At 41.7% G+C, this 14,486-nt stretch carries 10 protein-coding genes and 1 tRNA gene; 1 reads left to right on the top strand and 10 read right to left on the bottom strand.

Annotated features, from left to right (window positions below):
• Nucleotides 1-42 precede the first annotated feature (42 nt).
• The 6 genes from mobC to ACEN9X_RS09175 all read right to left on the bottom strand — a co-directional run bounded on the left by mobC (nucleotide 43) and on the right by ACEN9X_RS09175 (nucleotide 5,597).
• On the bottom strand, nucleotides 43-2,034 hold the full coding sequence (gene mobC / locus ACEN9X_RS09200) for a conjugal transfer protein MobC (protein WP_413670087.1): 1,992 nt from the start codon (nucleotides 2,032-2,034) through the stop codon (nucleotides 43-45).
• Between the two features lie 17 nt (nucleotides 2,035-2,051).
• Complete coding sequence (locus ACEN9X_RS09195) at nucleotides 2,052-3,284, bottom strand: relaxase/mobilization nuclease domain-containing protein (protein WP_413670086.1); 1,233 nt, start codon at nucleotides 3,282-3,284, stop codon at nucleotides 2,052-2,054.
• On the bottom strand, nucleotides 3,266-3,655 hold the full coding sequence (locus ACEN9X_RS09190) for a plasmid mobilization protein (protein ID WP_413670085.1): 390 nt from the start codon (nucleotides 3,653-3,655) through the stop codon (nucleotides 3,266-3,268). The genes ACEN9X_RS09195 and ACEN9X_RS09190 overlap by 19 nt, the downstream gene beginning before the upstream one ends.
• 393 nt (nucleotides 3,656-4,048) lie before the next feature.
• Nucleotides 4,049-5,020, bottom strand: coding sequence for an AAA family ATPase (locus ACEN9X_RS09185; protein WP_413670084.1), 972 nt, complete (start codon nucleotides 5,018-5,020; stop codon nucleotides 4,049-4,051).
• Nucleotides 5,017-5,280 carry a hypothetical protein gene (locus tag ACEN9X_RS09180; RefSeq protein ID WP_413670083.1) on the bottom strand — a complete coding sequence of 88 codons (264 nt, stop codon included), beginning with the start codon at nucleotides 5,278-5,280 and terminating at the stop codon, nucleotides 5,017-5,019. Before ACEN9X_RS09180 ends, ACEN9X_RS09185 begins: the two co-directional genes overlap by 4 nt.
• Entirely contained in the window at nucleotides 5,277-5,597 is a 321-nt protein-coding gene (locus tag ACEN9X_RS09175; RefSeq protein WP_413670082.1) for a helix-turn-helix domain-containing protein, read from the bottom strand. The genes ACEN9X_RS09180 and ACEN9X_RS09175 overlap by 4 nt, the downstream gene beginning before the upstream one ends.
• A 174-nt stretch (nucleotides 5,598-5,771) precedes the next feature.
• On the opposite strand from ACEN9X_RS09175, the gene ACEN9X_RS09170 reads away from it, so the two are divergent.
• Nucleotides 5,772-8,957 carry an SIR2 family protein gene (locus tag ACEN9X_RS09170; RefSeq protein ID WP_413670081.1) on the top strand — a complete coding sequence of 1,062 codons (3,186 nt, stop codon included), beginning with the start codon at nucleotides 5,772-5,774 and terminating at the stop codon, nucleotides 8,955-8,957.
• A 138-nt stretch (nucleotides 8,958-9,095) separates the two neighbouring features.
• Here the strand turns inward: ACEN9X_RS09170 and ACEN9X_RS09165 are convergent, their stop codons facing one another.
• The 4 genes from ACEN9X_RS09165 to ACEN9X_RS09150 form a co-directional block, all read right to left on the bottom strand.
• Nucleotides 9,096-10,370 carry a site-specific integrase gene (locus ACEN9X_RS09165; RefSeq protein WP_413670080.1) on the bottom strand — a complete coding sequence of 425 codons (1,275 nt, stop codon included), beginning with the start codon at nucleotides 10,368-10,370 and terminating at the stop codon, nucleotides 9,096-9,098.
• A 245-nt stretch (nucleotides 10,371-10,615) separates the two neighbouring features.
• A tRNA-Asp gene (locus ACEN9X_RS09160) sits at nucleotides 10,616-10,689 on the bottom strand.
• A gap of 185 nt (nucleotides 10,690-10,874) precedes the next feature.
• Nucleotides 10,875-13,259, bottom strand: a complete 2,385-nt coding sequence (locus tag ACEN9X_RS09155; protein ID WP_413670079.1) for a hypothetical protein — start codon at nucleotides 13,257-13,259, stop codon at nucleotides 10,875-10,877.
• Nucleotides 13,260-13,305: 46 nt separating this feature from the next.
• Nucleotides 13,306-14,481, bottom strand: a complete 1,176-nt coding sequence (locus tag ACEN9X_RS09150; RefSeq protein WP_413670078.1) for a DUF4249 domain-containing protein — start codon at nucleotides 14,479-14,481, stop codon at nucleotides 13,306-13,308.
• Nucleotides 14,482-14,486 lie beyond the last annotated feature (5 nt).

The raw sequence follows: 14,486 nt of genomic DNA, 5'->3' as shown, positions 1-14,486 counted from the left end.
TTTCATTTTTAAGATGGATTTATAGATGAATAAATACAGTTACTAATTATTATTTTTCTTAACCAGCAGATGTGCCAGTGACGGAGAATCGTAAATGCGTTCCATTTCAGTAGCGACAATAGCTGCCACTTCCTTTTTGATTTGAAGGTAGTTTGCATCGATTTCCACTTGCGGACAATTCCTGATCTTAGGGATGGCTTGGTATTCAGCAGTTTCTTTTCTTAATGCATCGTGGTCATTAATAATCTCACAGTGGAATGTTTTTAATTCGATTTTCTGGTCTGGATCATCAGCTACGGCGCCGACAAACTCGCCTGAAGAAAGTGATGAAATACGGGATGCTGGAATAGCAGCGTCCAACTGTGTAGACCGGCTGACAGAAGTATCCTGGCTATTAATGGAAAGGCTCTCACGTTCCTGCATGATCTTACCAAATCGATCTGATAAGGTTTTGGCTGTATCACCAACTACCTGACCGCTGATGACATTACCCACAATGTTAGAGATAACCTCGGCCTGCTCCCGGCCGTAGTCCTTGCGTAGCTGTGAAAAATCCTGCACGCCAAGCGTAGTAGATACCTTATTGCTTCTGGCAGTAGCAATAAGGCTGTCAATCGCATTAAAGTAAATCGTGGGAAATTCGTCGAAAATCAGGCTGCTTTTCTGCTGTTGTTTACGATTGACCAGCTTGATCATCCTGGAAATGTATAGTGACAAAACAGCTCCATACACCTGCTGCTTTTGCGGATTGTTACCCACGCAAATAATTTTCGGCTCTTTCGGATTATTCAGGTCAAGGCTAAAATCGTTTCCGGAAAGTACATAGTAAAGCTGCGGTGAGGCCAACCGCGCCATACTGATCTTCGCGCTGGCGATCTGGCCTTCCAATTGCTCCATCGCCTCATTAACATAAGCAGAAACAAAAGGGTTGATAAGTACTTCAATCTCCGGCTCCGTTCTAAGTACCGGAAATAACTCGTCGTATTCCGTTTGCATCAATTCGATTACATGCGGCAGGGTACAGTATTTACCCTTTTGATATTTCTTCAGAAACCAAATTACGGCTGTTACAAAATTGATACTACTCTCTATAAAAAATTCGCCTTGCTTGCGGATCCACTCGCGGTTTAAACCGAGCATTATAGTACGGCTGGATTCCGTTGCATCGGTTATATCGGTCATACTATCCGGGTAGAGCGGGTTACATCGGTGGCTCAGTGACAGGTCATCAAAATTGATCACATAGAATTTCGGTTCTACAGGGTAAAGATGTTTGTATTTTAAGAAAGTATTGTAAGCGATAACGGAGAGATCATCGAATTTAAAATCGTAAATAAAACTGGTAAAGCCTTTGCGGATGTGCTGGGTTATGACATGACGTATTACAAAATAGGATTTACCCGCGCCGGGAGTCCCCACTACCAGCAATGCCCGGAAAGGATTAATGATATTTATCCATGATTTGCGGATTTTGCCCTTCAGATTGTACCGTGCCGGCAGGTTGACTGAATACTCGTTTTCAAGCAGGCGTTCTTCCTGGGGAAATGTCTCATTGAGCTTATTAAAAATGTCACCTTTAAATTTCAGTTGTAGGATACGCGATAGCATGGTGCCACCACTCAATACCATCAGGTAGCCAAGTGCTGTCAGGCTCATATACAACACTGCTATAACTTCAGTCGAAGCGTTAATATTTAAAAGGAAGCTGCTTAGAAAATAAAGCACCAGGCCGATAATCACCGACCGGACCGGTGCCGGCCATTTCAATTGCTCGTCTTTTTTGCCTTTTGCGCCGATCAGGGAGATAAGCAATAGCGCCAGCGCAGCCAGTTTTGACAGCCAAATATTGTTAAGCGGGCTTACGGCCGCAATGTTACCAAGTATCTTGTCACCAACCGGATGCGTCAGTCGCCATAGCCGGAAAGCCGCGTAGCAATAAATATATATGTGCAATAGCAGTGATGCTATACTCATCTTGCGGGTAAGGTCAATGATCTTTCGCAGCCCTTCTAAATTCTCTCCTGTATGGCTCATGATCTGTAATTAGCTGGTTAAAAATTGGGGCGTTTCTTTTTTTTCTTTTTAGTAATGCGTAGGTGGTAATCCATCTGGTCGGAGACATCGGGTTGTTCCAGTAGGGTACTAATGAGGTTGCCCGGAAGGTCACGGACGATATAAGGCAGACGATCATCCTTTGGATCACTGTTTCTGTCGTAGTCATTTTCCGGTTGCTTAACCAGGAATTCATTTATTGTATTGGCACTATAAGCTTTACCAAGATCGCTGCCGTTAAATACGCTTCGGGTAGCATGATCCACGTAAGTAATGCCGTAGAGGCGGCCTTCTTCATTTCGTCGCCACACAACATCAACCCCCGCTTTTTTTAATTGGCTGGTAAAAGCTTTCTGTGTCAGGCCGCCAGTAGGCTGCAACGCTTTATCTAGCGCAGCTTGTAATCTTTGCTGGTAGCCCTTCCGTTTTTGCTCATTGGCAGCAAAGCGCTTTTGAAGGTTGGCCATAGTGGGGCGGCCATAAATACTGCTGGCTTTAATGGGTACACCAACTCTTTGCCCTTGCTCGTTGAGCACGAAATACCGTAGCCCGTTTTTTTGATGCATTTGCGAGCCGAGTGTGCCACGGTCGGCCTCGATATTAGACAGCCGTAAGACAGCGTTTAATTCAGCAAGCGAGGTGAATTTATAGGTACTAACGATCTCGCGAACTGTATTAGAGACTGCAGCTTTGGTTTCGGATTTACCGTAGATCACTTTCTCTGCCTGTACCGGTTTTAGCAGCAGGTCACGTTCCTGCTTTTTACCTTGCGCCTTAACCAGGCCAAATAATTCTTCGATCTCCTTCCGGGCTGTTTCTGACTGATTGCGACCGATATTATTGATGTTGATCCGCCTGGCCCCGTCACGGATGTTCGTCGTGACCAAATGTATGTGCGTATGCGCAGCATCGTGATGCTGGTAGATCAGACAGGGCTGTCCGGTAAAGCCGATCTTGTCCATGTACGTCTGTGCGATCTCTAATAGTTTCTCTTTGTCCAGTTGGTCTGCTTTATCAAAATTCAGGCTGATATGGATTGCGTTTCTGCGTGTCCGACAATTTTGTTTTGCTAAATATTGAAGCTGACCAATCTTGTCCGACATGGTTAAACGATCAGCATCTTTGGTAAAATCAAAGGCGCCGATCAGTTCAGCTTTAGCGGCTGCTACCTTCTGCTCGTTGTAGCGAACAGCCTTGTCGATCTCTTTTCCGCTTACGAACCTTGCAACCATTTGTCTGAGATTTGAGCGATTTTATCGTTGATGCTTGCGGTCTTTTCCAGCAACTGTTTTTGAAGCAGTGCGGCCATGTCCAACCAGAAATTAAGCTCGGCTGCCTCCTTTACTGAGTTGATCTTTTTTACTACCTGGTTGAAATTATTTCCGATAGCCGCAAGCTCACGGCGTAATAATTTCAGTTCTTCGATGAGCTGATCGAGAGACTGATTACGATAATACAAGGTGATCTTTCCAGTCAATAAAATGCTGCGGATATAATCACTCATGATCTTTGCGGTCGATTTTTTAAACTGGCCGTCTATCGTCTTGAACTCGTCCGGGGTAAGCCGGACCGTCAGTTTTCTACTTCTCTGAACACTCTCCATCTGTCAATTATTCATAGTTCAAAATGGTCTGAAAACCCCTGCGACTCCGGAGCGAAAGGGGGCAAAAAATCGCCACTTGTCCGACAAGTGTACATCTTGCTTTCCCCGGCGAAGCAAGGGGAACCAACAGTTATTAAGGCCCGCCTTCGGACCGATTTCATGTTCATGCTTTGATTGTATTTAAGAATTAATCTGCCAAAAATTCACTTGCCGGATATGCTTTCATTGGTCAATGGTTGGCCTCGTTCCATTTTTCGTTCCGTTCATTCCATGTCACTGTAATGATTGAGGTAATATTCTTTCCTTCAATCGCTTAAGAACTCCATTCGTTCCATCGTTCCAAAAAACGGAACGATGGAACGCTGAACCGGTCTTTGACTGAATTATTGCTGTTCATTCTCCGTCTATTTTTAACCATCGGTGTATCGTTGCTTTGCCCTTACCTAAAATGGTGGCAATGTCCTGGATGCTCTTACCCTGGTCACGTAGCGTTTGTGCCATATCTTTTTGCTCGTCCTTTTCTTTGAGTCCATTCAGTCCGATATGCTCGGCTTCATTTACGTCCTCTGCCACCAACTCAAACCATAATGTTTCAGGATTGAGACGGATCAGTTTCGCTCTCGGATCTTCCTCGAAGTGCCGGGACTTGTCCCGTTTAAGAATGCGCAGGCTCTTGTCCTGGCAACTGCGACGCATGAAAAAATCTGCGTCAGACAAATCGGTTTTAATACCGGAGCCACTCTGCAAATCGCTGCCCGACAATTGGCCGCCTGTATGTTTTCTGAAATGATCGGTAATTATCAGGGCGGCACTGGAAGTATCGCAAAGTGCCAGCAGCATGTTCATGATCCGGGTACTTTCGCGATTGTTGTTTACGTCCACATCGGTAAAGGCCATGCGTAAATTATCGATCACGATAAGCACCGGTTTATACTTTTCGATATACTGGATAATCGCTGCCAGCTCGGTAGTTAGCCCAGCTCGTGAGGTATAAACAAAACAATGGTATTGGTCTTTCAGTGATTGTGGTAAACCGGCGTATAACTTCCGGCTGCGCCTGCGCATGGTGTTTGGACTAAGCTCGTGATTTATGTAGAGGGTATTGCCATGCAGGGTGATCGGCTCACCTAAAAAGCAATCCCATTCACCGGCCACTGCCATACAAATTTGCATACAAAGCCAGGACTTACCTACACCTCGCTGCGAGGGAAAATGCACCAGGTTATTTTGCGGTACATATTTCCCAAACAGCATTTTGAGGTCTTTGAGCTGCACTGCTTCCTCAGCCAGTTTCTCCATTGTCCGGAAGGAAGTCTGCGCTTGATAGTATACCTGCTCGGTCAGCTTTTGCGTCCTGTTTCTCATTTGAGCAAATTCCGGCTGACTTTGAGCTGAATGGTTACAAACCTTGTGCGTTGAATATCCCATATCCAGTTTGCTGCAACCACCTTCCAGTTTTTTATAGGTGTGCCGCTGTCTGTTTTCCAGCCGTGTGCATTCTGATAATGGTAGAAAGCTTCTGCTTCTTTTGCCGACATACCTTTTTGGTCAAAGTAGATCAACACGTGCGGAAGGATGGGCGGCACGCTCATGCCGTGGCCGCTGATGGATGCGTTCCTGCTCATACCTTATTATTTTGAATTTTACGGGAATCGAACATCTTTTCTACATCTTCGGAATCATAGTAAATGATTCCTCCGATACGGCTGTAGGGTAATGTCCCTTTAATGCGTAACGCTGTCAGGGTGCCAGTCGAAGCTCCGAGTAGCTTTTTGACTTCTTCAGTTTTTAACCAGCGTTTGGAAGGTTTACCAGCATATTCTTTTAGAAGGCTTTTAATATCTGCCAGTAATTCATGCTTAAAAATATCAAGGTCGTCGAGCGTGACCAGTTGCTGCAACAACTCTTTCTTTTTATTTGTGCTTATTTCTGTCGTTTTCATCCCACATCAGTTTTGATGAAGGCGAATTTGGTATCAAACAGAAACGTTCTTTCACACCGGTAACCGAGTACGGTCGCAGAAAATAATTATATTTATATTTTTTATTTACTGATTGAACCTATACCTCCGTCCTAATATTAAGGGGTTAGTTTTTATTTGAGAATTATATAGTTTATGAATTTCGACCTGCCTTACGACGCATTTCTAAGAACCTTACGCGAGAATACCGATACAGATCATTGTTTTTTATTAGGCGCTGGTGCATCTATAAGCTCTGGCGTTCAGCCTGCATCTGATTGCATATGGGAATGGAAGCGGAATATTTTTATTACGAAAAATCCAAACCTTTCTGCGCAGTACAATGAATATAAATCTGAAACTGTGCAAAGGAGTATTCAAAAGTGGCTGGACAATGAAGGAGTTTTTCCAGCAGAAGGTGCACCAGAAGAGTATTCGTTTTATGCCCAGAAAGCCTTCCCGATTGATGATATTAGAAGAAAGTATTTTGAAAATAAATGCCGTGGAATCGAACCAGCTTTAGGCTACAAACTGCTTTGCCTTATGGCCAAATTTGGTATGGTTAGATCTGTATTTACAACCAACTTTGATGGTTTGGTCGAAAAGGCTGCACACCAAACCGGTATAACGCCAATTGCAATTACCCTGGACAGCGCAGATAGAATCCATCGAGTCTCCAGCAACCAAGAACTTCTGACAATTGCCCTGCACGGTGACTACAAATATGGCCCACTTAAAAATACGGGCGAAGAACTCGATAATCAGCACGACACATTTGTTCAGGCACTGGAACAGCATTTATATGACAAACATCTAATTGTTATGGGTTATAGCGGTCGGGACAAATCTTTAATGGATGCTCTGAAAAAAGCATACTCAAAACCGGGAGGTGGGATGCTTTTTTGGTGTGGATTTGGATATAATATGGCAGATGAAGTTGGAGAACTGCTAATGCATTTATCAGCCTACAACAGAAAAGGGTTCTTCATACCAACTGAAGGGTTTGATACCTCTCTGATTGATATTTCAAAGACATGCTTTATAGGAAATGATACATTTTCCAATAACATGAAACAAATGCTCGAAAATGCGGAAGATGAAAATGCTGTGGTTGCATCTTTTTCAATGGAGTCGAAGACCCCGCACGTACTACTAAAAAGCAACTTGTTTCCAATCACCTGTCCAACAGAAGTGTTTCAATTTGAGGCATCATTCAGCAATGCGGATGTGTGGCAGGAAATAAGGCCCAGAACCGAGGGTAAGCCTATAGTGGCGGTGCCGATTAAAAAAATGGTCTATGCCCTAGGTACTCAGTCACACATTAGGGAAGCGTTTGGCGATATATTGCAGGGTGAAATAAAGCGGACGCCAATTACATTTAAAGAAATTCGTGACGGGGGGTCGTTAAAAAATTTGTTTTTAACAGCTATTGTCAAGTCCCTTTGCGAATTGACCGGCCTTGCTACAGATGATCGTAAAAAGATCTATCTGCCAACAACAAAAAGATTATTGTCTAAAGGTGGAATGCAGTTGGAACTATATGACGCCGTTGAAGTAAGCCTTTTTTTTGATAATAACGTAAATCGTGCAAAGCCTTTTGGGTATTTATGTTTAAAGCCAACGTTTTATTTAAAGTCGGATGCTGAAATCCCTAAAAGCGTTCGATTTGAAGTAGGCAAAGGTTACCATGAAACCTTATTATCTGGTAAGCCCAATGTAAAATATAATGAACAAATTGACAGGTGGAAAACAAGTATTTTTTCCAGTTGGAGTAGATTAAAATTTGAATACCCATTGCAATCGGGCACTGGTTTTGACTTCTCCATCAGTTCAAATACAATGCATGTTAGTATTGCAAAAGCTATGGGAGGCTATCCGCTTCAACTTCCCAACACTTTCGATAATCGGCTGATCCTGCATTCGGGAATCCAATATAAAGAACCTTCATTGGAATTTACAGATAAAGGCACAGGCAATATTGCAAATAACTTTCATCCAATGAAAGGACTGATAGATGGCAGACCCTATGACTATTCCCTCAACGGAAACGTTTTTGATTCAGAGATCAATCTTGGCATTATTTGTCCAAATACACATAGCGACGCTCTATATAGCTTTTTATCAAGATTGAACAGATCGCAATCCGCAGAAGCGTTTAATCCGGATTATCTACTGGACTATCCTGGTTTTTTTGGAGCATATGGCGTGCCCCTCAATATACCTGATAAGAATAGCGAATTTTGGCAAGATTCCGTTATTACAACACCATTTTCGGATTTGATGAAATCGGCAATGGAGTTCGCTGGTAAGATCAAAAAGTCTATAGATTATCTCGCTTCAATAAATAAGAAGCTTGTCTTAGTAATTTTCATCCCAACCGATTGGAACATTATCACAGATCTTGATGAAGAACATGAGAAATTTGATCTGCATGATTATATCAAGGCATACGCGGCTCAAAAGCAAATTGGCACTCAATTCATTCAGGAAAGCACATTGGCAGACACCTTGTTATGCCAGGTTAATTGGTGGCTCTCCTTGTCATTCTATGTGAAAGCCCAACGTACCCCCTGGGTTTTAAATGGCCTTGAAGCAAACACTGCTTTTGTTGGAATCGGATATAGCATCAACCGGCAAGCTGGTAAGAATAAGGTTGTACTAGGCTGTAGCCATATTTATAACTCCTACGGGCAAGGACTAAAGTATCGTTTGTCGAAGGTGGAAGATTGCTATTTTGATCGAAAAAACAATCCATACCTTTCTTATCAAGAGGCATATAAGTTTGGCGCTTTAATCCGCGAACTCTTTTTCAATACAATGGGGGAAATACCCAAGCGGGTGGTAGTTCATAAACGCACTCATTTTAGAAGAGATGAAATAAAAGGCATTGTCGATAGCCTCAAAAAATCAGGGGTCCAGCAGGTAGATTTAATTGAGATTAATTTCGAAGAAGATGCAAGATTTATTTCACTTAGTACCTATAATGGAATAATGCAGTCTGCAAATTTTCCTTTGTCACGAGGCACATGCTTTTTATTAAATTCCACCAGTGCGTTACTTTGGACACATGGGATAGTGCCATCCGTGAAATCTGCTAATCGAAGCTATTATTTAGGGGGTAAAAATATTCCCATTCCGTTAAAGGTTACGAAGCACTACGGCAATAGCAACATCAGCACCATTGCTAATGAAATTTTAGGTTTGACTAAAATGAATTGGAATAGTTTTGACCTTTATTCAAAATTGCCTGCTACTATACAGTCCTCTAATGAAATTGCAAGAATAGGTTGGTTGCTTAATCGCTTCGAGGGAAAAACCTACGATTATCGCAATTTTATGTAATCAAGACTATATAAACAAAGTCCTGAAACATTCGCTGTTTCAGGACTTTAACCTAAATTTTATCACAAGTCAGGCTGGTTGCCTGATGAAAAACAAACGTAACAATCTAAAAAACTAATTGAAAGTGATAATTGATTTTTATGCTGCTTCTCCTGGATTTTTAAGCATTACAGTTGGCATTTTTACTATTAACCTTTCTTTTAGGTCTTTCATGTCGGCGCTTACCTTTGAAGCAACAATTTTGGCGTAAATCTGCGTAGTCTTTAGTAATTTATGCCCAAGCATCGCACTTACCGTTTCTAAAGGCACACCGTTTGCAAGCGTAACAGTAGTTGCAAAAGTATGGCGAGCGGTGTGGGTTGTAAGTTCTTTCTTTATGTCACAGATAGTTGCAATTTCCTTCAAATAGGCATTATACTTTTGATTGCTGTTAATTGGTAACAGGACGTTTTTTGCTTTACAGTATTTATCTTCTTTATACTTCGTAATTATCTCCAGCGCCTGTGGGAGCAAAGGAACATTCTCTTTACAGATGGTAGTTGTCACTTTCTGTCGGTTTTTTACAACCCACTGGTCGCCATCAAAATGAGTAACAATATTGTCCGGGGTTAATTTGCTTGTGTCTTTGTAAGCAAAGCCAGTAAAACACATAAACAGATAGGCGTCTTTTACACTTTCCAGTCGTTCATTAGGCATTTTCTTGTTTAATAAAGTAAGAAGTTCTGCTTCATCCAAAATGTCCCTTTCGGGATCAATATAGCTGCATACGTAGGTATTTAACGGATTATGTCTTACCCAGCCATTATCTACAGCATTTGTAACAACCCCTCTGATCTTTTTTAAATACCAATGAGCGACGTTTTGACTAATACCCAATTCAACCATTAAATAGTCAACAAAGTCCTCCGCAAATGCGGCATTAAGCTTATTTAATGGAATGTCGTCGGTTTGAAATTTATTTTTTAAAAATCCAGTTGCATGATCTCTGGTGGTTTTCCATTTGGTTAGCGTTGCTTCTGCTCTGAGTTTCTTTTCTACCTTTTTAGCTATTTTATCAACTGCCAAGTTAACAACCTCCATTAAGCCTTTAGACTTTTCTGGTTTCTTATCGTGGGCTTGCTTTACCATTTCAGCGGAGACAAAATCATTTTCTCCCTTCAATTGGTCGTAAAGTTTTCTTAATGCGATTTTTTTGATTTCAATAGCTTGATTGTGCAGTAACGCATCTTGTGACGCCCCTTTTACGCAACCCGCTTTTTGGTTCCACATTTTTTGGGAAGTTTTGCGACCAAGAGAGATTTCACGACGGACGCCTTCAATAGTGATTCGGATTACGATTGGTCCCAGGCCGTCTGAGGTCATCTTTGCTTTTTTAAACATCGGCAATAAAGCCATTTCTTCATTTACTTTCATAATTCACTGTTTTGATGAACGATTAGTTGATCGTTCCGACAAAACCCTTGCTGACAGTAGTTTTCATCAAAAAGGTTACCTAAAGTTGAGTAAAAAACTATGGTAACCGAATAGGTGACCTTTCAGCTTGTAAATGATTGATAAAACTTGTGAAATGATTTTTTAGAATTTCCGCGCTACAAGCGGATTTAAACTAAAAAAGCCTCACTAAGTGAGGCTTTTCGCGGACCGGACGGGTCTCTTAGCGGAATGGACGGGACTCGAACCCGCGACCCCATGCGTGACAGGCATGTATTCTAACCAGCTGAACTACCACTCCTCCGTTTGGGTGTGCAAATATACAAACCATTTTATTCTACGCAAATTGTTTTTTAAAAAAGTTCATTAATGGGGTGATTAATGGCTTTTTTGATTTGTTTGCCTTTCTTGATTAGCTCCAATGTACTGATAATCAGTTTGAAATTAAGAGAATATAAGGCGCGGCTCATGGAAGTTTTAAAACACTTACTTCACTTCAAAGCCAAAATATTGACTTGCGGCATCGCCTTCTGCTGTAATTCCCTGTACAACACCTATATATTTCCCTGTTTGGTCAGATGTATAGAACGACAGCTCACCTTTGCCCTGGGCCGGGGTGCCGATTTCAGGCGCCCAATAAAGCAAATTTCTGAAATCCGGGATCCTGCTTTTAGCCGCTTGCTCCGTGTCATATACCGGCGAATAAAACTCGCGTTGCAGTTGCAGGCCTTCGTAATCAAGCACCACAGCCCGTGGATCTATCTCAACACCACCAAGATCGCCTTTATAGGTTGTGAAGCTTAAGATCCCTTCATAAACCGATGGCCCCCAATAGTACCGGTAGGGAACATCTTCGAGCTTACGAACTTTTAAGGGATCGATAGCCATCACCTTATCGATATTAAACACCGGCACATCATCAAGCATGACCAAGGGATCGCTATCTAAAAAACCATTGCCATTAAGTACCTTAATATGATAGCGCTTTTGTGACCTGTTTACCCATACTTCCCTTACATACTCCCGCAACACTTCTTCCATGGTGGTAAAGCGGGTATAATTATCCAAAAGATATGTTTTATAGGGTGTTGTAAAAAAGCCTGAACTATCAACCTGCGGCTCATAAAATTGCTTGATCTTATTAGCCCAATAAATGTTTTGAACCTGTGTGCCAAGGCTCCCCTCTTCAATGGCACGTTGCATGCCCCTGGTAAGGCTAAGTTTTGATGCCGGGTATTTTGAGTACTGTTCAGAAAATGGGCTTAAAATATCAATGTGATAAATTGAATCCCGTTCCGAATTGGTTTGAACTACTATCTCGCCCGGGCCATAAAGTTGCCTTGTATTAAAAATTAACCTCCCTGCCGAATCGCTTTTTGCCGCATACAACTGTACCCGTTTTCCCGGAACACTTAAATAAGCCACAATATCTTTGGCAACGCTACCTGTTTGTGTATTGGTGAGTTTGCCGGTAATCAGGTGGCCGTCATACTCCGGCAAAAAATTAAATGCTGCCGGCTTGTTAGCAAGCACATTATTCCATTGAAACCTTCGCCAGCCTTGTGATAGCATGAGATTATCAAGGGCAGCATCCACCTCTTCACCTGTATTTTTGAAATAATAATCCGGCGATTCAATATTTCCCCGCAAATCCGATCTTAACCACAGGTAACTGAATATTTCGCCGCCATCTGTACTTTGCAACGAATCAAGCTTATAAACGGACATTGACAAGTTGGCGGGTTTTACCTGGCCTGACAGATCTTTAGCTGCAATGCTCACATTTACTTTTTTACGTTGCGCATATAAAGGCTGATCGGCTGCGGCATCAATGCTGATTTTTTGCTTTGGTCGCTTAAAATATAATCTTTCACATACCGGTTGCTTTGCGCTATTGAAAATTGTTATGTTAGATACACCTTCGCCCAGTTTAGCTTTATCAAGCATGAAGGTTGCCGTTCCGTTATTAAATGGTGCCGAAATACCTGCTTTAATCAACTGCCTTGTTTGTGCAAAAAGATATAGCTCGCCGGTTTCAACACCTATGCCTTTTACTATAACCTCTATCTGCGTGCTGCCTGCATCTTTCACCGTCATTACATAGCCCTCGTTATTAACGGCCGGCAGCTCCTTAATAACGGCAGTATTATTACCTGACCTTATAATAGCTTTATAAACATTTCCGGCTATCGGGGTAAATAAAAAGCTGCCAATGCCAAACTTCAAGGGACTAAACCTCGCTACTGTATCATTTTTCTGGTCGACGATAAAGCCCCTGTATTCGCTTAGCCCTTTACCATCCGACGCGGTAACTTTAAAAGCAACTTTACTGCTGATGCCCGCAACCAGGTTTCCCCCTTCCGGGAAAAACTGAACATCGTAATCCAATGGTTGTGCTTTAACTGTGGCTCCGGGAGATTTTAAAGGATTAATAATGGTTATACTTTTTTCGAAATAATAATCAGGGCTGAAATTTTTCATCCAGTTGGTATATGCCCTTAACTTATAAGTACCATTACTTGCCGATATCGGTACATAAACCGAACCATTCCCAAAGCCATTTTTTATTTCTATTTTAGTCTGTACAACAGCATTTTGCTTATCGTCCAACACATCAATATATGCAACTTTACTAAGGCCCAATGGCTTGTGATAAGCAGCATCAATATTATATATCTTAAACCATAAAATTTCGCCGGTGATATAAGCGCTTTTATCGGTATGTACAAAAATCTTTTCCTGTACAGTAGCCTGGCTGTATTTATTAAAGCTCTCGGAGATTTGGTTTATAGTTTGTGCCACCCCGTTCAATGATAATAGTAACATGCCTGAAAGCAGTGGAACAATAGCAAGTTTTTTAATTTCTTTCATAACCAAACCTTATTGATTTATTTTCATGGCATCATTCATGATTTTATTATCTCTCTATCCAAAAAGTAGGGGTTTGTACCCGTCCCCTGATCCTGCAATCGGTACATTCAATTGATGAATAGGTATAGCCAATTGTACTATTTTGCTGCGAAACATCAGTTATAGGAATCCCGCTACCGTTAATGATCATGCTTAGCACATCGTTTTGATGCGTTTTCGGATTAAAAAACAATGCAGTATCCGGCGGGCCGCAATCATAAGGGTATTTCGGTACCCAACCGCGAGGAAGATCTGCATTATCTATAAATACCCTTTTTGATTGAATATTAGTTACACTGATATAGCCAATAACGGGCTCGGCCGGGTCTTTAAGGTTATGAATATTTCCGGTTAACTGCGATGGCTGGGCATCAAATATACTCCCTAATTGCTCTGTGTTTTTCTTCATATTTTCCCAAAACTGGTAGGCCTCTTTTGTTAAGGCATACTGTTTTAGTAAAATGGAATAACGCATTTCAACTTTTTCGGATGTTGAAGCTATAGTTGTTAACGGTTGCTGAAATATTACATCCTGCGTTAGCTTAGCCGATGAACCTATTACGATAGTAGTCGACTTATCTCCGGCGAAACAATAATAACTACTCTCGCTGAATGGCCTTGCAACAACTTCTTTTTTTACCGGGTCAACCATATATGACGACTGATACTTTGAATGAAACTTCCATGTTTCTTCAAAGTTCCAGCGATAATAACGGGAACTATTTGTAGCATCGTGTGTGTTTACGTAAACCTGCGCATCACCATTTTTAATGTAAAATCCAATGCTATCAATAGGCTGTGTTTTTTTTACCTCGACATAATCTGATGCATATTCTTTACTATCGTTGGTAATAATATGCACCCGGTACTTTTTTGATGCATCCAGGTTAAGCCCCGGCGTAACATAAGCCCCGTTTCCCTGCGGTGTAAGCGAATATGCTGTTCCCCCCTCGGCCTCAACAGATACCGTGCAGTTATCAACTCCGCTCGTGTTTACATTGCCTGAGATATTAACCGTTCTGCTTAATTTTATAATGGTTGAGTCGTTACCGTTATTGATCACTCCCTCAACAACCAGGTAGTGATTGGGCGAATCCACAATTTTAGGATTATATGGCTTTTTGCAGGTACTGTAAATGCCTGCCAGCAACAATAAAATCAATATATATCGTTTTCCTTTCATCTCTT

The organism is Mucilaginibacter sp. Mucisp86 (genome assembly GCF_047324315.1).
GTDB lineage: Bacteria > Bacteroidota > Bacteroidia > Sphingobacteriales > Sphingobacteriaceae > Mucilaginibacter.
Note: the sequence above shows the minus strand (reverse complement) of the source record. Positions and strands in the feature narration are given on the sequence as shown.

Bases quoted from the DNA above. Each gene is read 5' to 3' on its own strand.
- ACEN9X_RS09180 (WP_413670083.1), bottom strand. From the start codon at position 5,280: ATGAGCAGGAACGCATCCATCAGCGGCCACGGCATGAGCGTGCCGCCC.
- ACEN9X_RS09190 (WP_413670085.1), bottom strand. From the start codon at position 3,655: ATGGAGAGTGTTCAGAGAAGTAGAAAACTGACGGTCCGGCTTACCCCG.
- ACEN9X_RS09165 (WP_413670080.1), bottom strand. From the start codon at position 10,370: ATGAAAGTAAATGAAGAAATGGCTTTATTGCCGATGTTTAAAAAAGCA.
- ACEN9X_RS09155 (WP_413670079.1), bottom strand. From the start codon at position 13,259: ATGAAAGAAATTAAAAAACTTGCTATTGTTCCACTGCTTTCAGGCATG.
- ACEN9X_RS09195 (WP_413670086.1), bottom strand. From the start codon at position 3,284: ATGGTTGCAAGGTTCGTAAGCGGAAAAGAGATCGACAAGGCTGTTCGC.
- mobC (WP_413670087.1), bottom strand. From the start codon at position 2,034: ATGAGCCATACAGGAGAGAATTTAGAAGGGCTGCGAAAGATCATTGAC.
- ACEN9X_RS09185 (WP_413670084.1), bottom strand. From the start codon at position 5,020: ATGAGAAACAGGACGCAAAAGCTGACCGAGCAGGTATACTATCAAGCG.
- ACEN9X_RS09175 (WP_413670082.1), bottom strand. From the start codon at position 5,597: ATGAAAACGACAGAAATAAGCACAAATAAAAAGAAAGAGTTGTTGCAG.
- ACEN9X_RS09150 (WP_413670078.1), bottom strand. From the start codon at position 14,481: ATGAAAGGAAAACGATATATATTGATTTTATTGTTGCTGGCAGGCATT.
- ACEN9X_RS09170 (WP_413670081.1), top strand. From the start codon at position 5,772: ATGAATTTCGACCTGCCTTACGACGCATTTCTAAGAACCTTACGCGAG.